The following is an 18,063-nucleotide window of genomic DNA, read 5'->3' on the forward strand; positions in this document are numbered from 1 at the left end:
GAGCGAGAGTGCATGATTTACATCAAGAAAGTCTTAAATTCAAGTGTCGTACTTGTTGATAAGGAAGGCCAGGAAATGATTGCACTTGGGAAGGGGATCGGCTATGGAAAGAAAGTCGGCGACAGCATAGCCGATACCCAGATCGATCAAGTTTTTCTGCCAATCGATGAAAAAAAATCGGGTCAGTTTGCCGATTTGGTGGATGAGATTCCGTTGTACTATTTTGAAATGACCAAAGAAATCGTTCAGCTGGCGCAAAAAATGCTGCCGTATCCGCTAAATTCAACGATTTACCTTACCTTATCGGATCACTTGCACTTTGCTGTGGAACGTCAGCAAAAAGGCTTGAGTGTGACGAATCGACTCTATTGGGAAATCAAGAATTACTATACGGAGGAATTTCGAGCCGCCGAACAGGCACTACGCTTGTTGAAAGAGAAGTATCAAATTGATCTGCCGGAAGAAGAAGCCTCAAATATCGCGTTTCATTTGATCAATGCCCAGTCGAACACCGAGGAAAATCAAGATGGGTTGAAAAAAGCCAAATTGATCGGGTTGATCGTCAATATGGTACGCTACTCGATCCAGCAAGACGTCAACACCAATTCGATCCATTATAATCGCTTTATCACCCACGTGCGTTTCTTCGTTGACCGGTTCTTTTTGGATGGTCTGCTGCAAGAAGAAGACGAAGGACTATACCGTCAAATGTGGGCTCTTTATCCAAATGCTATGGAGATCGCGACAAAAGTCAAAGCCTATATCGATAAAGAATATCAAACGAAGATCCCTGTCAATGAAATCGTCTATCTAGGCGTTCATATCAATCGGTTGATGAACCATTCAGCGATCAATTCCTAAGCGTCCTCATTTTTAACAAACACAAACAAGCCGTTTCCCTTTGCTGGAAGAAACGGCTTGTTTGTATTTAGTAGGCTTGCTTGTCAGGAATCACGCCTCGAACGCCGCCTTTTGGTTCCTCCACGTCGCCTTGGTAGCGTGGGATCAAATGACAATGACAATGAAAGACCGTCTGTCCGGCAGCCTCCCCGCAATTGAAGCCGATGTTGAAGCCGTCTGGTCGATAAGTTTCCAATAAATAGGCTTTGCCTTCCTGCAATAAAGCCTGCAAGTCTTGTAATTCCTCTTGGGTGAGGACAAAATAATCCCTTCGATGTTCTTTGGGGATCAATAGCAAGTGTCCAGGGGTGACGGGAAACTTATCAAAGATCGCATAAAAGCGTTCGTTTTCAATGATCGCATGTTTTGAGGCAGTACAAAAAATACAAGTCAAAATCTTTCGCTCCTTTTTCTCGGCTAGATAGCGTATCAATACTTATCTTTAGTGTACCAAAAGCTGATTTGAAATGAAACGCACGAAAAAAAGCATGTCCTTTTGAGTCAATTGACAGTAAAATAAAAAAAAGTTTATAGATTCGCTTGACTTAGAGTGCACTTCAACCTGTATGCTTAGTGTAACTTGAAAAACAGGAGGACGAGCAAATGAACTATGTAAAATTTGGCAATACGGGACTTGATGTGTCACCTTTATGTTTAGGGACAATGGGATTTGGCGATCCCAATAGTGGCTTTCATGAGTGGGTGTTAGAAGAAGCCGACAGTCGGGAAGTCATCAAAAAAGCCTTGGATCTAGGTATCAACTTTTTTGATACGGCAAATGTCTATTCTTATGGAGCGAGCGAAGAAATCGTCGGTCGAGCATTGAATGATTTTGCGCCGCGAGATGAGATCGTGGTTGCCACAAAACTGTATTCAAAAATGAAGCAACGGCCAAACAGTGGAGGGCTGTCTCGAAAAGCGATCTTTTATCAAGTCGAACAAAGCTTAAAACGCCTACAAATGGATTACATTGATTTGTATATCATCCATCGTTGGGATTACCACACGCCAATTGAAGAAACCATGAAGGCTTTACATGATTTGGTGGTTTCTGGAAAAGTGCGCTATATTGGTGCATCCGCGATGTACGCTTGGCAATTTGCCAAAGCACAAGCAGTTGCAGAGAAAAATGGCTGGACCAAATTTGTTTCGATGCAAAATCACTTGAACTTGCTTTATCGAGAAGAAGAGCGAGAAATGATGCCCTTGTGTGCCGATCAAAAAATTGCCGTGACGCCATATAGTCCTTTGGCTGCTGGACGTTTAACCAGAGATTGGGGTGCAGAGACCAAACGGTACTTAACGGATAAAACCGCCAATCAAAAGTACGACAAAACGATGGAACAAGACCGGGAGATCGTGGCACGAGTCGCAAAGATCGCTGACAATCACCAAAGCAAACGGTCGCAAATCGCCTTGGCTTGGTTATTGCAAAAAGAACAAGTGGTCGCACCAATTATTGGCGCAACAAAAGAAAGCCACTTATTGGATGCTTTACCTGCCCTTGATCTAAAGCTGACTGCCGAAGAGATTGCTTATTTGGAAGAGCCTTACTTGCCTCATGCAGTGGTAGGAGCGGAATAACGAGTAACAAAAGGGCTTCTGGCTCGTAGCATACAAAACGATCTAGGAAAAAATGCAAAACAAGGAAGTGAAGCCATGAATATCAAGAAAGTCAGTGAACTGAGCGGTGTATCAGCTGATACCATCCGTTACTATGAAAAAATTGGGCTGATTCCGCCGGTCAAACGCAATAAAAACGGTGTTCGTGAATTTGATGATGACGACTTAAAATGGATCACCTTTACTAGGCAAATGCGTAATGCCGGACTATCGATTGATGGGTTGAGTCATTACCTGGCTTTATTTGAAGAAGGGCGAGGGACGGTTCCTGAGCGCAAGCAGCTCTTAGCAGAACAAATTGCGGTACTCAGGGAGAAAATCTCAGATATGACGGAAGCTGTTGAACGTTTAGAATACAAACTGGAACATTACGACGAGCATGTTCTGCCGACCGAAGAACGATTGCGTCAACGCAAAGCCAATCTCGTCAACAAGACTTAATGACAAGCCATTTTTTCTACTCAAAAAACGAGGCTTGAATTTTTCAAAAATGAAAGGGAGCTTATGAAACGACTTGCGATTTTAGATGCTGCTGGCACGATCGGTCAGCGATCACGGCAAAAACTTTTGGAAAGAACCAATCGACCACTCGTACTCTATGCCCGCCGTGCAACGGAGCGTTTGCATGAGATCGATGCTGCGCGTGAGACGATCATTGATGGTGACTTTCTTGATTTAGGACGACTCGTTCGGGCATTGCAAGGCTGCCAGTCGGTTTTTTTGACGGATATCCATGATCCTCGGGCAACGCTGCGGGTGATCGAGGCAATGAAATTAGCAGAGGTCAACCAATTGATCAGTGTCGCACCCGAAAAAAGACTTTGTACATCGGAGGCATTGAAGCAATTGGCAGACTTAACAGCGCCTTTTCTTGCCCCTGAAAAGCATCAGCTGCTCTTGCAGCAAAAAAATCGCTTAATGTCCTACCAATTGATTGTAGGCTCAGAGTTGGCTGTTCGCTTTGTTCATTTGCCATCAATGGAAGAATGCATGTTACAGCCAGGGGGATGGCAAGAAGCAGTCGCAGAAGAAATGCTTGCGATGTATCACTGCTATACAGCCTAAAGCCTGTGCATTTGTGATGAAAACCAACATGCTTTCTTGAAGTTCAGAATCATTTTTTTCATGTTTTCATGAAAAAAATGGTTCTTTCTTTTGAGCTTTTTTTGATAGAATAGACAGAAGCTTTTATCCATAAAATTAGTTGCCAGATTGAAAGGAGAACGTTGATGGAATCACTTATCAAAAAAAATCTTGCTTTATTGCTTGGGGTGCTGTGGATCTGCATCGCATTAAACTTTTTCCTTTTGCCTCACAGTATTGCTTCTGCTGGTGTCGGGTCGATCGGCTATCTGATCGAAACCGGCTGGTCGATCAATCGTCATATCGTTGTCTGGGGGATTAATTTATTGATGCTGGCGTTGGCATTTTTGCTTTTAAAGCGAGAGGTCTTTGTCAATACGGTTATCGGCAGTCTGGCATTTCCCGTTCTTCTGGCGCTTTTACCAGAGATCATGCTCTTGCGTTTTTATTCCGTTTCCTTGATTTTAGGTAGTTTCTTCTTTAGCTTTGGTATTTTTTCACTTTACAAAATCGGTGCTTCCAATGGTGGGGTCACGATTCCGCCGCTGATTTTGGAAAAATACTATGGCATTCGAAAGTCTAGTGGTGTCTTCTTAACCAATCTGATCATCATCTTGTTGAATCTCCTGATTTTTTCTTGGCAAGAAGCCCTCATTTCCGCTTTCTCTATCTATTTGATTGCCTTTTTCATGCGCTTCTTTATGCGGATCGAGCAAAAAACACAGTCAAAAAAAGCAGTGAACGTTCAAGAAACAGCAGAACTAGAATAAACTAGCAGAAGCAAACCATCGGTGCAACAGGTAGTGACCCCCAAGAGTTAGACGAAACGTCTACCTACAGGAGGTCAGTACAACATTTGCACCGATGGTTTTTTAATAGTTTCTTTTTCTCAAAACAGCAATAGCCCCCGCTAGGCAGCTGATGATCAATAAGCAACTCAGCAGCAGCGCTGGCAGCAGTTCCCCTAGTTTGATTTGGTCGGTTAAGTAGTTAGGAAATTGGCTGGAAAGGGAATAAGGATTCCAGTTTGTTACTTGACTCCATAGGTTGCCTAACATGCCCATCAGATAACAGACGCCAATAAACAACAAACCTTGATAGATGCTTTTGGCAAAGCTGGAGCCTAGCAGCAGGATGCTGATTGCTAGTAAACCAAACAGCCAATAGCTGAACAATGCGCTAGGGACTTGAGCAGCGCTGGAATCATCGAAATAAATCATCGTATAAAAAGCACTGACACTGGCACTTAGGAGGTAACTCAAAGACCACAGAATCGTTAAATAGCCAGCTTTGGCACAGACGATCGTGGTTTTCGGTAATCCTTTCGTAATCAGCTGAATAAAGGTCCCTTGGGCTATTTCGGCAGAGAGCGTATCGGTAAAAAGAACCACAAATACCAGCAGACCAATCGTTCCAATATTGCTGTAAAACTGCAGCCATGCATCGATCGCAGTCGGATCAGCAATCGTGACCTCAATCGATTCTGGCATCATACTGGCCATCAAATCGGGCATGATTTTCGCGGTAAAGGGAGAGAGCATACCAATCAGCGCAAACAGAATCAAACAAATCAGCAGTTTTTTGCTGCGAAGACCACCGAGAAATTCTTTTTTTAAGAAAACAAGAAACACCTTCATTTGATCACCTCCAAATAAATCGCCTCTAAAGTCGGTTCGATCCGTTGAAAGGATTCAGGTACTATCTGTTGTTCATTGAGCAATCGCAGCAACTGCTTTCCAACATTCGTGTCGGCAGTTTCGTCGATCAGTAATTGATTGTTCTTTCTTTCTGCCGCAATGCCGTGGGATGCTAACAGATTGGCAAATTTCGAATGGTCACCTTCGTTGGTAAAGACAATCCCAAAGGCGGTTTTTCGATAACGTTTTTTTAAGGAATCCATCGGTTCAAACGCCTGGATCTGGCCTTTGTGCAAAATCGCAATGTAATCTGACAGCTGCTCGACATCTGCGAGAATATGGGATGAAAAAAGAACTGTCGTTTCTTCTTTGATTTTAGCCAATACATCAAGAAAGGCCTTGCGACCTAAAGGATCGAGTGCAGAGGTCGGCTCATCACAAATCAAGATAGCTGGTCGGTTGATCAATGCTTGAGCTAATCCAAGACGCTGCTTCATGCCTCGAGAAAAGCCAGCGATTTTTTGTTTCGAAGCTTCCAGGCCTACCAACGCTAAAACTTCCATCACCCGCTGAGGCTGAAAAGGTTCTTGATTGGGCTGGATCTTTCCGCAAAAAGTCAAATATTCTACAGCTGTCATAAACGAGTAAAACTGCGGTACATCTGGTAAATAGCCGATCCAGCGATTGGTCTTGGCTGAGCCGAATTGCACCACTTCGCCGCAAACGGTGATTTCGCCTTCATCAATGGGGATCAATCCTAAAATCGCCTTCATGGTCGTTGTTTTGCCAGCGCCGTTTTCCCCGACAAACCCCACGACGCTGCCCTTTGGAACCGAAAAGGTTAGGTCTTGCAGCACTTGTTTGCGCCCAAAACGCTTGGATAAATGGTTGATCTCGATCATCTTCATTGTTGGTCCTCTTTTCCGAAAGCAAAATAAAGGATAGGACCGATTAGGCTAACAAAACAGGCGATGATAAGCCAAAGAAGGCGGGAGCCGAATTTAAACTGTTCTTGTTTTAAAATATCGCGAACCGCCAAGATGATCAGGACCAATTGCAAAACAATCAAGGGGATCAGTACGGGCAAATAATCAGACATATTTTCTGGTATATTTAGTGAAACACTATTCATGTGAAGCCCTCCTTTGTGGCTCATTTTCTTGTTCGGACAGTTTTTGCAGCTGCTGAAATAATTCTTCAAATAGTGGTTGCTTCAGATAAGGTTCAAATAATGGTGTGAACTGCGCGATTTCGAGAAATTGCTTTTTGACATTGTCTGAGTTCCGCGGGATCTGACTGCCTAATTCTAATTCGCTGATCCACTCATCGATGCTGTTGAAATAATCGTCTCCTTTCAAAACGATTTCCTCAGGCGTGTCTGCTAATGTTTTGACATACAGTGTTAATGCTTGCAGCAATAAGCTTTCTTTTCCTAAAGCCGCAAACGAAACCATCCCAGCGGCTAGAAAATTCAGTAAAGAGAGGGGATGCAGCTGGGCCAGTTGGAAGCTCTCGCTGAGTGCCAGCCCACGTGCAAAGGTTTTTTCCAGTTGCTCCTCGTCTTGTGTGAGCATTGCCAAATAATTTGTCAGTAAGCTCATAAAAAGGATCAAGTATTGATAAATCGCACTTTGCGTCACAATCTCAGCTTGCTGCAACTGATTTTTTTGCTGAAATGCGGCGGCAATCAACGGTTCGCTAGGTAAGAAAGAGAGAGTTTTCGTGCCAAGGATCGCCAAGACCTCATCGGGCTTGTTTCTCATCAACAGACAATAGGCTTCGATTTGTTGCGCTTGTTGTGCCAACGCATTGTCACCATGCGCAATGATCCGTTGATAAAGGATTTCTGCTTCTTTCAAATAGGTAGTTTTCTTCGCTTCCATCAAGGCTTCTTCAGAGGGGTGCCCTTCTGTGCTATCTGCTACAGGGACATCTGGCAAAAGATCCCAATGATTTAAGTAAAAGGAGCCCATCTGTAACAAGAACGGGTAACAAGAGTAATACCGTTTGGTAAAACTTTGTGCCAGCGCGAGGACTTCGCTTGGTGTTTTTGTTTGAAAGGCGTCTTTTAGTAATTGATAGATTCGCTGGATCTCTTTAGGAGATAGCTGCGAGTCCAAAATCAATAATTCATCGACGCTGCAATCAAAATACGCTGCTAATAAGGGCAGCGAGGTGATATCTGGATAAGACTGTCCCGTTTCCCATTTCGAAACGGATGCTTTGGACACATTCATAAACACTGCTAATTCTTGCTGGGTAATACCTCGTTGTTTTCTTCTCCGAGCGATTTCCTCGCCAATTGGTAAGTCCATAGTGCACCTCCGATAGGTTTGTTTGGTATACTTCTATCATAAGAGGATAAGAGATGACTTACAATGGATTGCTAGTTAATTTTTGGTTGATTTAATTAACTACAAGTTGATTATAAGGCGAAGTATTCCAACTTTTGGGAAAGAGATGATCGTAAATGAGAGGTAGAAAAATGAAAGTTGTAGCAGCGATCGATTCCTTCAAAGGAAGTGCCACTTCCGCAGAACTAAATCAAGCTGTCTTAAGCGGGTTTTCAGACCAGTGGGAAACACGCAGTATCCCAATCGCTGATGGGGGAGAAGGGTCAATGGCAGCAGTCATTGCTGCGCTGGGAGGCAATTACGAAACGGTTTCAGTGACCGCTCCATTAGGCGGTAAGTTGCAAGCCCGTATGTTGATCACAAAAATCAAGGAAGAAAAAATTGCCCTGATTGAATCTGCAGAAGTGATTGGGTTGCAACTCGTGGAACCTAGTGACGAGACCACCCGCAATAGCTCTTCTTTTGGTTTAGGCCAAATGGTCTTAGCAGCTTGCAGGCAAGGTGTGAAAAAAATTTACCTGACCCTTGGCGGTAGCGGCACTTCTGATGGGGGTGTAGGCTTTTTACTTGCGCTTGGAGCAACCATTCAAAGAAACGAGCGGATGGAAAACAATCCTTTGCTGCAAGCAGAATCTCTGGCGCTCAGCCAGTTGAACCCTCTGCTTGCACAAATTGACCTGTTTGCATTAGCCGATGTAACGAATCCCTATTTTGGCAATCAGGGATTTGCGCAGGTTTTTGGTCCGCAAAAAGGGGCATCCCAAGAAACGATCCAGCAGTTGGATCAGCAGGCAAAGCGCTTGGCTGAGCACATCAAGCGGACCGCGGGGATCGATCTGGAAGTCCCTGGTGCTGGTGCGGCAGGTGGGCTTGGTGGTGCTGTTCGTTTGGCAGGTGGTCAATTGGTTCCTGGATTTGCGACGATCGCTTCATTGGTTGGATTTGAGGAAAAAATCAAAGAAGCAGATTTGTTGATCACGGGTGAAGGACGCATCGATGGGCAAACCGCTGGGGGAAAAGTACCCTATGGCGTCACGTTGCTCGCCCACAAACATCAGGTCCCGGTTGTTGCCATCTGCGGCTCCCGAAGCGACGATCTAGGAAAACTGCCGCAACTACTATCTGCCGTCTTTTGTATCCAGCAAGGTCCGATTTCGTTGACAGAAGCGATGGAGAAAAAGCGAACCTTAGTGAATGCTCAACAGACTGCTCAAGCCATCGCTGGTTTTGTGGAACAGTGGCAAAAAAAGACTGAATCAGACGCTTCAAATAGGACTGAATAAGAAGATAACACCAAAAAAACTTCGTATTGGCTACTGCCTTTTGTACGAAGTTTTTTTGGTGTTTCTCTCTGTGCTTAAGCCAAGGTAGCTTGTGCTTCAATCTCTACTTTAAATTCAGGGGCAACCAAGCCGGCAACGATGACGAGACTCATGGCTGGTTTGTTTTCTGCCAAAATAGTTGTAAACGCCGTACGGACAGCAGCTAAGTAGGCTGCATCTGTTAAAAAGACGGTCATTTTGACCTCTGATGACCAAGTCAACTGATTGGCTGATAGTAGCTGTTCGATCTTTTTCAAAACGATGGTTGTTTGCTCTTGCGGGTCCTCAGGTGTGGCTCCGTCTTGCGACGGCGTTTGACCAGAAATGAAAAGAAAAGGTCCTTGAGCGATTTTTGTATCGGTATAGATTGCCATTTCTTTGGCTCCTTTCGTCTATCTTGCCTTTGGATGATGGAACAGATAGAAATTGATTGGGTGTGTCCTAGTTTACTTGATTCCACCTGCAAAAACAATCAACGGACGTTTTCAGTTGGTTGTGTGAAGCCACGCGACCAAGCCGCTCTTCCCCTTTAATAAAAGCACTCATTTTTTTCAGGCCCCGCTGAAATTATCGCCAGAATTTTATGGTTTCAATGTCTTATACTATGTTCAGATCAAATAAATAAACAAGGAGGAAAAAAATATGAATTGGTACAAAAACACAATAGAAGAACTATTACACACGTTGCAAACAACACGGCAGGGCCTTTCCTCCGAAGAACGCAACCAGCGTTTAGCAAAGCAAGGTGAAAATAAAATTACGGAGGCAGCGCAGATCCCCACATGGAAGAAATTCGGCAAGCACTTTACCGACTTACTGATGTTGGTCTTGATCGTCGCAGCCGTCTTAAAAGGGATTTCTGGTGATTATATCGAAAGCGGCATTATTATGGCAGTCGTCGTCATCAATGGATTCGTCGGCTACTGGCAAGAGCGCAAAGCCCAAGAATCACTGGATGGATTGAAGCAGTTCATGGGGCAAGAAGCAACGATTTATGTTCACGGCCGCAAGAAGAAAATTGCTGTTTCTTCCTTAGTAAATGGAGATTTAGTCGTTTTAGGACCAGGAGATGTTGTACCAGCAGATATGCGCTTGATCGAAACCCATGATCTTGTGATTGAAGAGTCGATTTTAACTGGCGAATCTGAGCCTGTTCAAAAAATGACCGAGCCTATTACTCAAGAAAGTACGATTGGCGACCAGCGAAACATGGCGTTTTCTGGTACCCATGTAGAAAGCGGAACTGCCAGCGGGATCGTCGTTGAAACAGGAGACGATACACAAATCGGCCAGATCAATCAAGCAATTCAGTCTGTGAAAGCGCAAGAAACCCCGTTGATCAAAAAAATGAAGCAATTGAATCACCAAATCTTTAAAGGCATTATCGGATTAGTGGTTTTCTTGATCTTCTTTACTACCTTCCGCTACGGCTTTGATCTTGATCTCTTGTTCTCATCAGGTATCGCCTTAGTGGTAGCGATGATTCCTGAGGGCTTGCCAGCCGTGCTGACCATGATTTTATCGATGGGTGTCAAGGAAATGTCTGAGGAGCAAGCAATCATCAAAACGATGCCATCAGTGGAGACACTAGGTGCCATGACGGTGATTTGTTCAGACAAAACAGGAACCTTGACCAAAAATGAAATGACGGTCGTCGATGTTTTAGTTGAGTCAAACGTGGATAAAGCAACGGTGCTTGATATCATGGCAAATTGTCAAGACTTGAAGCAAGACGAAGGACAAAAGGCTGCGGATCTCGTTGGGAACCCAACCGAAAAAGCCTTGTTACAATACGCAGAATCAGCGCAGCAACCATTGCGTAAAACAGTCGATAAGATTCCTTTTAGTTCCTCTTACAAGTACATGGCAACACGCCATCAAAATCAAGAAGAGCCGAATGCCTCGGTAGTTTTTGTCAAAGGTGCACCCGAAGTGTTGCTTGAGAAAAGCCAACTGACTTCAGATCAAAAGCAATGGTGGTTAGATGAAAGTGCAAAATTAGCAGCGAAAGGGCAGCGGCTGATCGGCTTTGCGCATCTGACGCTGTCGGCACAGGAGTCCTTGTCCCACGAAGGGCTAACCAATTTAACCTTTGTCGGGATCGCTGGTATCATTGATCCTCCGAAAGACAGTGCCATCAAAGCAGTAAAAGAGTGCTTGCAAGCGGGCATCCAAGTCAAAATGATCACAGGAGACCATGGCAAGACCGCTCAAGCCATCGGCAAGCAAATTGGCTTGAAGCACACGAATCACGTGTTGGAAGGGCTAGAAATCGATCTGTTGTCGGAGGAAGAATTGCAGCAAGCAGTCCAAAAGACAGACATCTTTGCTCGAACGACCCCTGAGCATAAATTACGGATCGTTAGTGCTTTGCAGGCGAATGAAGAGATCGTCGGAATGACCGGTGATGGCGTAAACGATGCACCAGCGCTGAAAAAAGCCGATATTGGGATCGCTATGGGGATCAAAGGCAGTGAAGTAACCAAGCAAGCAGCCGATATGGTTTTGGCAGACGATAATTTTCATACGATCGCCAATGCCGTCCGAGTGGGTCGTCGAATCTACGATAATTTGAAGAAAACCATCAACTTCTTCTTACCAACTGCGGTTGCTCAAGGATTGATCGTTATTGCGGCACTCTTGTTGAACCGACCACTGCCACTGACACCTGTCCAAATTTTATGGGTAAATATGGTGACAACGATCACGCTTTCTTACGCACTCGGTTTTGAAAAGGCAAGTGCGGATGTCATGAATCGACCACCACGGCCAATCAAAGAAGGCATCTTGTCTTGGTACAGCTTGTTCCGCATCTTCTACGTCTCGCTGTTGATCATGATTCCTTCTTACGTCTTAGCGGTTCAATTTGAGGGAACGGTCCTTCAGCAAAGCATGCTGCTGCAAAGTATCGTCTTTGCCCAAGCGGTCTACTTGTTGAACTGTCGGGAGCTGGTCAAGCCAGCCTTGAATCGCCAACTGCTTGCCAACCGAGCGCTATTAGTTTCTCTTTCACTGCTGATCGTATTACAGGCAGCGATTTTCCTAACCCCTCTAGGACACCAGCTTTTAGGGATCGGTTCTTTGACCTTGATGCAGCAGTTGAGTATCGCTGCTAACGGCGCACTCCTTTTCGCAGTCGTTGAGGGTGAGAAATTTATTACGAATAAGCTGCAAGGACGGCAAAAAGCCGCTCCAGTGAAGCAGTAGCGGCAGCTTGATGATTCTAGCGATAGCTTAAATAATAGGTTTGGATGAGCTCAGTCACTTGATTGAGCTCATTTTTCGTTGGTACCATCGATAAGTAAAAAACTGGAACAGATACTTCCTCTAAAGGGAAATTTGAGAGAATAAAATCAACCTCGATTTCCGCCAACGCTTCTAGTTGACCAGGCTCGATCGCCGATAAAAGGATGCGGGCACCGAGGAAGTCATTCAATTCTTGCAGGAGATAAGCTTTCCAGGCAGGCTCACCTTGGAAAACAAAATACCCTTTTGCGCGAATGGGATTGATCTGTAAAATCGCTTGTTGGATCAGTAATGTGGTGGTTGACCATAATGGAAAACTCATTTCCGATTGACTGGCTGTTTGCTCTTCTAAAAAGTCATGGATCGTCGCTTCGATCGGTAGCGAATAGGGTTGATTTAACCGTTGGATCTCGTGAAATTCGAGCCCGAACAATTCTGAGAGCTTGGCTGACTCTTGCGATTTGATCAAAAGCAACAGTAGATTCTCAATCAGTTGTGTATCACTAGCTAAAGACAACTGCAACAAGCTGTCTAGTTTTCCAACAAAATGGGTCGTTTTCTGATAAATGGTTTGGTAGGATTCAAGGGTTGCTTGGATCGTTGCGGACCAGTCGTTATTGTAGTTCCAACTTTCTAAGAAGCAGTAGAAGCTAAAGAAGTGTTCGCTGCGTTCTAAATAAACGCCTTCTTTTTGATACAGCTGGCTTAATGGCTGTTGGAAAAGGCTATAAAGGGGATCGTCCCCCTGAAATTCAAAGGAATCGATACGGCAATTGGCTTTGATGCGAATCGTATTGATAAAAAACCAGCAGGTACCGTAGATTTGTTCCACTTCGATCTGCAGCTTGGCTTTTGCTAAGCGATCCAAGAAATGATAATAGTGGGACTCATGAATCGTATATTCCTCAAAAAAGTAATTGTTATGGGTGTATGGCAGTAACAGGCGATGAAAAAAAACACGGATGTTGATCTCACTTCCTTCAAAGCGGATCATGCGATTGGTGATCCGAATCCGCAACGAAAAATCAGTGAGACTTTTGTTTAATTTTGTCACATGTCGTCGCAAGGTCTCATAGGATGTCCCTGTTTGGTTAAGAATATCTTGCGTACGGAGTTCGCTGGAAAAAAGCAATGCTTTCATCAAAGAAACACCGATCGATTGAGGGAAAAACGTTTCCCAGAGCTGACTCATCAACAATGGCCCATCATGGGTCAGAGCAAAGCCACTACTGGCAGCTTCGATCTGCCAACCATCAGGCAATTGTTGGCGAATATAGGTTAGATCGGAAAAAACGGTTCGCTCCGTCGTATCGATCAATTTTGCTAGTTGCTTGGCAGTGATCATTTTGTGATTCGCCAGTTGTTCCAAGAGAAGGATCTGACGTAATAAATCCTTCTCCGTAATGATTTTTTTCATCATCCCATCCATGACAAAAACTTCCTTTCCGAGTCTTGAAGGTCAAAAGAGTCACATTGACTGTTTTGATGAAAGACAACTCTTTCGTGTTCTTTTTGATTTTATACGAAAAAGGCAAGTTTTGCTATTTCCAATTCACTGGATGATGTTTTTTTTATTAAAAAAGATGGGATCGGCAACCTTCTGAGTAACTGTCTAAAGGAATGCGTTTGTTTTATGTGTTTTAACGGTTAGAGGTCTATCATGTGTTCGTATTTCTTCATACGCAAATACATAGAATAACTTTCTTTCGACAATTTTATTTTTGAGGAAAAAAGACTCTTTTTGCAAGAGGCGTAGAGTTTTCGATGGAGCGCAGAATTGATGATCCATTCAATTTCTGCTTGTTCTTCCTCGGATAATTCGACTTTTTTCTCATTGGATTGAATGAGAGAGTAAGTAAATTCTAAGCAGCTCATTTTATAAATAAAGGTGGAAAAATATAATTTGTCTATGTGCATTTAATCACCCTTTCTTACATTCGGTTCAATCATATAGAAGAATATTTCAAATAACAATTCTGTTTTTTCATGATGTTATGAAAATTTTGGATAAATGTCGATTTTTTGGCAAAATTATAGCAAAGTTTTCACTCTTTGATCTTCACGTAAGGGTTATAAAAAAACAAATATTATTTAAATGGAGTAGCAGCTATAATTAAGTACGCTGAAAGAATTGAAGGAGATTTTTATCCTAAAGAATGTCTTTTTATTTTGTTTAAGGCAACCCATTGCAGGTTGTTTTCTTGTATTGTCAAAAGGAGACAAAAAAAGAAAATTCGCTTTTTTCTGTTGACAGAACAGCAAAAGCCACGTAATATAGCTACCAATAACTAGTAAAGACCAAACAAAAGAGAAGTATGAGGACGTTCGTCTTGCAGAGAGCTGATGGTGGTGTAAATCAGCAGATTGACGCTTCAGAAATGGACTTTTGTGTCGAAAGGCTGAAATCAGTAGGCTTTTTTCGGGATCTCCCGTTACAGAGAACGATCGTTGATAGACGATCTAGAGAACCAATTGAGGTGGCACCGTGAGTAATCGCCCTCATGCAGACGAGTTTGTTTGCATGAGGGCTTTTTTGTTTTTCTTGCCCTTCAACCAATAAAAAAAATAAACGTAAAATCAAACTAAGAGAAGTACTTGAGTCTTTTTTGGTTACAGAAAGTCGGCGGTGATGAGAGTCCGATACCAAAAAATCAAGGAAATGGCCTTAGCCGATCATTTTTTGAACCCTTTTTTGGCAGTAGGAAAATGCGGGAACTCCCGTTATAGAGGAAGACCGTTGTTAGACGGTTGATAGAGAAGAAGTTGTTTTTTAGGCAACTTTCAATTGAGGTGGTACCGCGGTCATTCGCCCTCAAGCAGACGTTTTTATGATGTTTGCTTGAGGGCTTTTTGTTTACAAAGAAAGGAGTAGCTTATGTATCGAATGGAACGAATCAACAGCGATTGTTTGACACCTGTCTCAGTGTTTTTACGGATTCAAGGGGCGCATAAATGTTTACTGGAAAGTATTCCCAGAGAAGAAGATACGGGACGCTATTCGATCCTCACTTTTGATCCTGTTCAGAAACTGACCTTTAAGGATGGTGTTTTTCAAGTAGAGGATCTTTTGGAAAAAACGGTCAACAAGTATCCCTGTCAGGACCCTTTAAAAGAAATGGAACGGTATGTAGTCAAAAAAGAAATCACCGCATTATCGGATCTGCCGTTGCAAAGTGGGGCGATTGGGTATGCGGGCTATGATATCGCAGCTTGCTATGAAGATATTGGACAACTGCCCGCAGATGAATTGCAGGTGCCTGATATGGCCTTTTGGCTTTTTGAAACCTTTCTCGTTCTGGACCATCAAAAGGAAACCTTGACGATCATCCTTGAAAATTGCTACAGCCAAAGGGGGACCACCGAGATGGAGCAGGTACTCCAAGCGGTGCAGCAGCAATTAAGGACACCGGTCGCAGCTGAGACCCGTGGGTTATCGAATGAAAAGCTGCATTTTACAAGTAATGTTACCCAACATGCCTATGAAACGATCGTTCGTGAGGCAAAAGCCCGAATTACGGCAGGGGATATGTTTCAAGTGGTTCCTTCCCAACGTCTGCAAGCAGCATTTACACAAGATCCTTTTGACTATTACCGAAAACTGCGAGTGACGAATCCGTCTGCCTACCTCTATTATCTTGATTTCGATCACGGATTCAAAGTGATCGGCAGTTCACCTGAAAGCTTGATTCGGGTTCAAGGAACAACGATCACCACAAATCCAATCGCTGGTACCCGCAAACGAGGGGCAACCAAAGCAGAAGACGAAGCTTTGGCGGCGGAATTATTAGCAGATGAAAAAGAACGTGCAGAGCACCAAATGCTGATCGATCTGGGGCGCAATGATTTGGGACGAATCGCTGAACATGGCACGGTTCATGTTCCTTTATACATGGTGATCGAGAAATACCGCTATGTCATGCATATCGTTTCGGTGGTGGCTGCCAAGCGCAGAGCAGGTGTGACGGCAATGGATGCCTTGAAAGCAACCCTGCCAGCAGGCACGGTCAGCGGGGCACCAAAGATTCGTGCCATGACTCGCATCTATCAATGGGAAGCTGTTCGAAGAGGGGTCTATGCGGGAGCCGTTGGGTATTTTTCTCGAAACGATCAAGCGGATTTTGCCATCGGGATTCGGACAATGGTTTTGAAAGACGCGATCGCTTATGTCCAGGCAGGGGCGGGTGTCGTTTATGATTCTGATCCCTCATCTGAATACCACGAAACCTTACACAAAGCCAAAGCACTATTGGAGGTGTCAGCCAATGATCTTACTCGTCGATAACTATGATTCGTTTACTTACAATCTTCTCCAGCTCTGTCCAGAAGAAACAGTCGTCTTGCGAAATGATGATCCAGACCTTTTCCTTGTTGCTGAAGAAGCAGAAGCCATCATTTTTTCTCCAGGACCAGGACGTCCCGCAGAGGCAGGATTCATGATTCCTTTGATCAAAACATATCACAATAGCAAGCCGCTTCTAGGGATCTGCTTAGGTCATCAAGCCATTGGAGAAGCGTTTGGTGCCAAAGTGGTCCAAGCACCAGCCATTATGCACGGCAAGCAATCGAGCCTTACGTATCAGAAAAAAGGCGTATTCGAAACCTACCTAGGAGACATGACTGTCATGCGCTATCACTCGCTGGTCATTGAGCCAGCGACCCTTCCTACACAATTTGAGGTGTTGGCTGAAACAAAAGGGATCATCATGGCGATCCAGCATCGACAAAAGCCGATCGTAGGACTTCAATTCCACCCTGAATCAATGGGGACAAACGAAGGGGCATTTTTTATCCAACGGTTTCTTGAACTCATTCCAGAAAACTCAGCAAAAAGCAGCAAATGAAAAAGGAGGAACATTTATGGAAGCAGTCAAAATACAGCAGCCGCAGCAAATCACCCAGCAGCTTTTTAATGGCAGTCATTTAAGTTATCAGGAGATGCGCCACTTTGCTCAAGGAATTTTAAGCGGGATGTTTTCAGAAAGTCAATTGGGGGCAGCGTTAGTTGCGATGAAGATCAACGGCATCACAGCCGCCGAATTGACCGCTTTAGCGGAAATCATGTTAGAGCATGCCGTGACCATTCCTTATGAAGGAGGAGACGCCATGGACAATTGCGGTACTGGCGGCGACCACTCCAATAGTTTTAATGTCTCCACTACGGCGGCTTTCGTGTTAGCAGCCGGGGGAATCACGATGGCAAAACACGGCAATCGCAGTATCTCTAGTCGTTCAGGCAGTGCCGATGTCTTAGCCTGCTTGGGGGTATCGATCCAAGCATCACCAGAAAAAATCGCTGAGCTATTAACGACTGTCGGCATCGCGTTTCTCTTCGCTCCCTCGTTGCATCCAGGCATGAAAGCAGTGATGAAGATACGGCAAGAATTAGCAACGCCAACGATTTTTAATCTATTAGGCCCCTTGATCAATCCTGTTCCGTTGACTACGCAACTGATTGGGACTTACGCAGGCGAGAGCTTGGCCGACACCGCTCAGGCGTTAGGCAGTCTTGGTCGGCAAAGAGCAATGGTGATCCATGGATGCAATGGAATGGATGAAGCCAATTTGGCAGGTGAAACTGCGATCAGCTTTTATCAAGGAGGAGAGGTAGCCAATTTTTCTTTGGATCCACAAGCGTACGACTTTACGCCAGCGCCGATCGAGGCGATCGTCGGCGGGGATGCCGCTCAAAATGCAGCGATCTTAACTGCGGTGTTGAAAAATCAACCCTCCGTTTATCTAGAAACGGTGGTCTTAAATGCAGGGTTAGGTTTTTACGCTAACGGCAAAGCCGCCACGATAGCGGAAGGGTTTGCGATGGCACGGGCGTGTATCGCTTCGGGCGCCGCCTATGACAAACTGCAGGAGTTGATCCGCCAGTCAAATAGTCAATAATTACGA

At 44.3% G+C, this 18,063-nt stretch carries 17 protein-coding genes and 2 other annotated features; of the genes, 10 read left to right on the plus strand and 7 right to left on the minus strand.

All coding sequences use genetic code 11. From position 1 onward, the window contains the following. The first annotated feature begins 12 nt into the window (after window positions 1-12). A complete protein-coding gene (locus IGI82_RS06885) occupies window positions 13-861 on the plus strand; it encodes a PRD domain-containing protein (RefSeq protein ID WP_005235258.1) in 849 nt (282 codons plus the stop codon). Window positions 862-928: 67 nt separating this feature from the next. On the opposite strand, the gene IGI82_RS06890 is transcribed toward IGI82_RS06885, so the two are convergent. Next, window positions 929-1,333: an HIT family protein gene (locus IGI82_RS06890; RefSeq protein ID WP_170927518.1), complete on the minus strand. Its 405-nt coding sequence runs from the start codon at window positions 1,331-1,333 to the stop codon at window positions 929-931. 170 nt (window positions 1,334-1,503) lie between these two features. Between IGI82_RS06890 and IGI82_RS06895 the strand changes: the two genes are divergently transcribed. From IGI82_RS06895 to IGI82_RS06910, 4 genes are all read left to right on the plus strand, one after another. Then, window positions 1,504-2,484: an aldo/keto reductase gene (locus tag IGI82_RS06895; protein WP_005235260.1), complete on the plus strand. Its 981-nt coding sequence runs from the start codon at window positions 1,504-1,506 to the stop codon at window positions 2,482-2,484. A gap of 75 nt (window positions 2,485-2,559) precedes the next feature. Further along, complete coding sequence (locus IGI82_RS06900) at window positions 2,560-2,964, plus strand: MerR family transcriptional regulator (RefSeq protein WP_087627293.1); 405 nt, start codon at window positions 2,560-2,562, stop codon at window positions 2,962-2,964. Window positions 2,965-3,027: 63 nt separating this feature from the next. Continuing rightward, window positions 3,028-3,588 (plus strand): NAD(P)H-binding protein, encoded by a 561-nt coding sequence (locus IGI82_RS06905; RefSeq protein WP_087627294.1) that lies wholly within the window; start codon window positions 3,028-3,030, stop codon window positions 3,586-3,588. A 164-nt stretch (window positions 3,589-3,752) separates the two neighbouring features. Further along, window positions 3,753-4,376, plus strand: a complete 624-nt coding sequence (locus IGI82_RS06910; RefSeq protein ID WP_375856175.1) for a YitT family protein — start codon at window positions 3,753-3,755, stop codon at window positions 4,374-4,376. 102 nt (window positions 4,377-4,478) lie between these two features. Here the strand turns inward: IGI82_RS06910 and IGI82_RS06915 are convergent, their stop codons facing one another. From IGI82_RS06915 to IGI82_RS06930, 4 genes are read right to left on the minus strand one after another with little or no spacing between them, the layout of a single operon-like run. Next, window positions 4,479-5,243, minus strand: coding sequence for an ABC transporter permease subunit (locus IGI82_RS06915; RefSeq protein WP_375856174.1), 765 nt, complete (start codon window positions 5,241-5,243; stop codon window positions 4,479-4,481). After that, complete coding sequence (locus IGI82_RS06920) at window positions 5,240-6,151, minus strand: ABC transporter ATP-binding protein (RefSeq protein WP_375856172.1); 912 nt, start codon at window positions 6,149-6,151, stop codon at window positions 5,240-5,242. Before IGI82_RS06920 ends, IGI82_RS06915 begins: the two co-directional genes overlap by 4 nt. Then, the gene (locus IGI82_RS06925) at window positions 6,148-6,375 is read right to left on the minus strand and encodes a PLD nuclease N-terminal domain-containing protein (RefSeq protein ID WP_375818865.1); all 228 of its coding nucleotides are present in this window, start codon (window positions 6,373-6,375) and stop codon (window positions 6,148-6,150) included. The genes IGI82_RS06920 and IGI82_RS06925 overlap by 4 nt, the downstream gene beginning before the upstream one ends. After that, complete coding sequence (locus tag IGI82_RS06930; protein WP_087627298.1) at window positions 6,368-7,558, minus strand: helix-turn-helix domain-containing protein; 1,191 nt, start codon at window positions 7,556-7,558, stop codon at window positions 6,368-6,370. Before IGI82_RS06930 ends, IGI82_RS06925 begins: the two co-directional genes overlap by 8 nt. A gap of 170 nt (window positions 7,559-7,728) precedes the next feature. Between IGI82_RS06930 and IGI82_RS06935 the strand changes: the two genes are divergently transcribed. Then, window positions 7,729-8,880, plus strand: coding sequence for a glycerate kinase family protein (locus tag IGI82_RS06935; RefSeq protein WP_087627299.1), 1,152 nt, complete (start codon window positions 7,729-7,731; stop codon window positions 8,878-8,880). Between the two features lie 74 nt (window positions 8,881-8,954). Here IGI82_RS06935 and IGI82_RS06940 read toward each other — a convergent pair whose 3' ends face one another. Beyond that, window positions 8,955-9,293: a RidA family protein gene (locus IGI82_RS06940; RefSeq protein ID WP_438841950.1), complete on the minus strand. Its 339-nt coding sequence runs from the start codon at window positions 9,291-9,293 to the stop codon at window positions 8,955-8,957. 268 nt (window positions 9,294-9,561) lie between these two features. Between IGI82_RS06940 and IGI82_RS06945 the strand changes: the two genes are divergently transcribed. Further along, on the plus strand, window positions 9,562-12,126 hold the full coding sequence (locus tag IGI82_RS06945) for an HAD-IC family P-type ATPase (RefSeq protein WP_438841951.1): 2,565 nt from the start codon (window positions 9,562-9,564) through the stop codon (window positions 12,124-12,126). A 16-nt stretch (window positions 12,127-12,142) separates the two neighbouring features. Here IGI82_RS06945 and IGI82_RS06950 read toward each other — a convergent pair whose 3' ends face one another. Further along, on the minus strand, window positions 12,143-13,594 hold the full coding sequence (locus tag IGI82_RS06950) for a helix-turn-helix domain-containing protein (protein WP_438841952.1): 1,452 nt from the start codon (window positions 13,592-13,594) through the stop codon (window positions 12,143-12,145). Between the two features lie 862 nt (window positions 13,595-14,456). After that, window positions 14,457-14,669, plus strand: a binding site (T-box leader). A 67-nt stretch (window positions 14,670-14,736) separates the two neighbouring features. Continuing rightward, window positions 14,737-14,982 (plus strand) — a binding site (T-box leader). Window positions 14,983-15,040: 58 nt separating this feature from the next. On the opposite strand from IGI82_RS06950, the gene trpE reads away from it, so the two are divergent. The 3 genes from trpE to trpD are packed head-to-tail and all read left to right on the plus strand — an operon-like array spanning window position 15,041 to window position 18,057. Next, window positions 15,041-16,447 (plus strand): anthranilate synthase component I, encoded by a 1,407-nt coding sequence (gene trpE / locus IGI82_RS06955; protein WP_438841953.1) that lies wholly within the window; start codon window positions 15,041-15,043, stop codon window positions 16,445-16,447. Next, window positions 16,428-17,006 (plus strand): anthranilate synthase component II, encoded by a 579-nt coding sequence (locus IGI82_RS06960; RefSeq protein WP_010747970.1) that lies wholly within the window; start codon window positions 16,428-16,430, stop codon window positions 17,004-17,006. The genes trpE and IGI82_RS06960 overlap by 20 nt, the downstream gene beginning before the upstream one ends. A gap of 16 nt (window positions 17,007-17,022) precedes the next feature. Continuing rightward, a complete protein-coding gene (gene trpD / locus IGI82_RS06965; RefSeq protein WP_438841954.1) occupies window positions 17,023-18,057 on the plus strand; it encodes an anthranilate phosphoribosyltransferase in 1,035 nt (344 codons plus the stop codon). Window positions 18,058-18,063: the final 6 nt, after the last annotated feature.

This window comes from Enterococcus sp. AZ067 (assembly GCF_051715005.1).
GTDB lineage: Bacteria > Bacillota > Bacilli > Lactobacillales > Enterococcaceae > Enterococcus_D > Enterococcus_D casseliflavus.

Bases quoted from the DNA above. Each gene is read 5' to 3' on its own strand.
- IGI82_RS06885 (WP_005235258.1), top strand. From the start codon at position 13: ATGATTTACATCAAGAAAGTCTTAAATTCAAGTGTCGTACTTGTTGAT.
- IGI82_RS06895 (WP_005235260.1), top strand. From the start codon at position 1,504: ATGAACTATGTAAAATTTGGCAATACGGGACTTGATGTGTCACCTTTA.
- IGI82_RS06900 (WP_087627293.1), top strand. From the start codon at position 2,560: ATGAATATCAAGAAAGTCAGTGAACTGAGCGGTGTATCAGCTGATACC.
- IGI82_RS06905 (WP_087627294.1), top strand. From the start codon at position 3,028: ATGAAACGACTTGCGATTTTAGATGCTGCTGGCACGATCGGTCAGCGA.
- IGI82_RS06910 (WP_375856175.1), top strand. From the start codon at position 3,753: ATGGAATCACTTATCAAAAAAAATCTTGCTTTATTGCTTGGGGTGCTG.
- IGI82_RS06915 (WP_375856174.1), bottom strand. From the start codon at position 5,243: ATGAAGGTGTTTCTTGTTTTCTTAAAAAAAGAATTTCTCGGTGGTCTT.
- IGI82_RS06920 (WP_375856172.1), bottom strand. From the start codon at position 6,151: ATGAAGATGATCGAGATCAACCATTTATCCAAGCGTTTTGGGCGCAAA.
- IGI82_RS06925 (WP_375818865.1), bottom strand. From the start codon at position 6,375: ATGAATAGTGTTTCACTAAATATACCAGAAAATATGTCTGATTATTTG.
- IGI82_RS06930 (WP_087627298.1), bottom strand. From the start codon at position 7,558: ATGGACTTACCAATTGGCGAGGAAATCGCTCGGAGAAGAAAACAACGA.
- IGI82_RS06935 (WP_087627299.1), top strand. From the start codon at position 7,729: ATGAAAGTTGTAGCAGCGATCGATTCCTTCAAAGGAAGTGCCACTTCC.
- IGI82_RS06940 (WP_438841950.1), bottom strand. From the start codon at position 9,293: ATGGCAATCTATACCGATACAAAAATCGCTCAAGGACCTTTTCTTTTC.
- IGI82_RS06945 (WP_438841951.1), top strand. From the start codon at position 9,562: ATGAATTGGTACAAAAACACAATAGAAGAACTATTACACACGTTGCAA.
- IGI82_RS06950 (WP_438841952.1), bottom strand. From the start codon at position 13,594: ATGGATGGGATGATGAAAAAAATCATTACGGAGAAGGATTTATTACGT.
- trpE (WP_438841953.1), top strand. From the start codon at position 15,041: ATGTATCGAATGGAACGAATCAACAGCGATTGTTTGACACCTGTCTCA.
- IGI82_RS06960 (WP_010747970.1), top strand. From the start codon at position 16,428: ATGATCTTACTCGTCGATAACTATGATTCGTTTACTTACAATCTTCTC.
- trpD (WP_438841954.1), top strand. From the start codon at position 17,023: ATGGAAGCAGTCAAAATACAGCAGCCGCAGCAAATCACCCAGCAGCTT.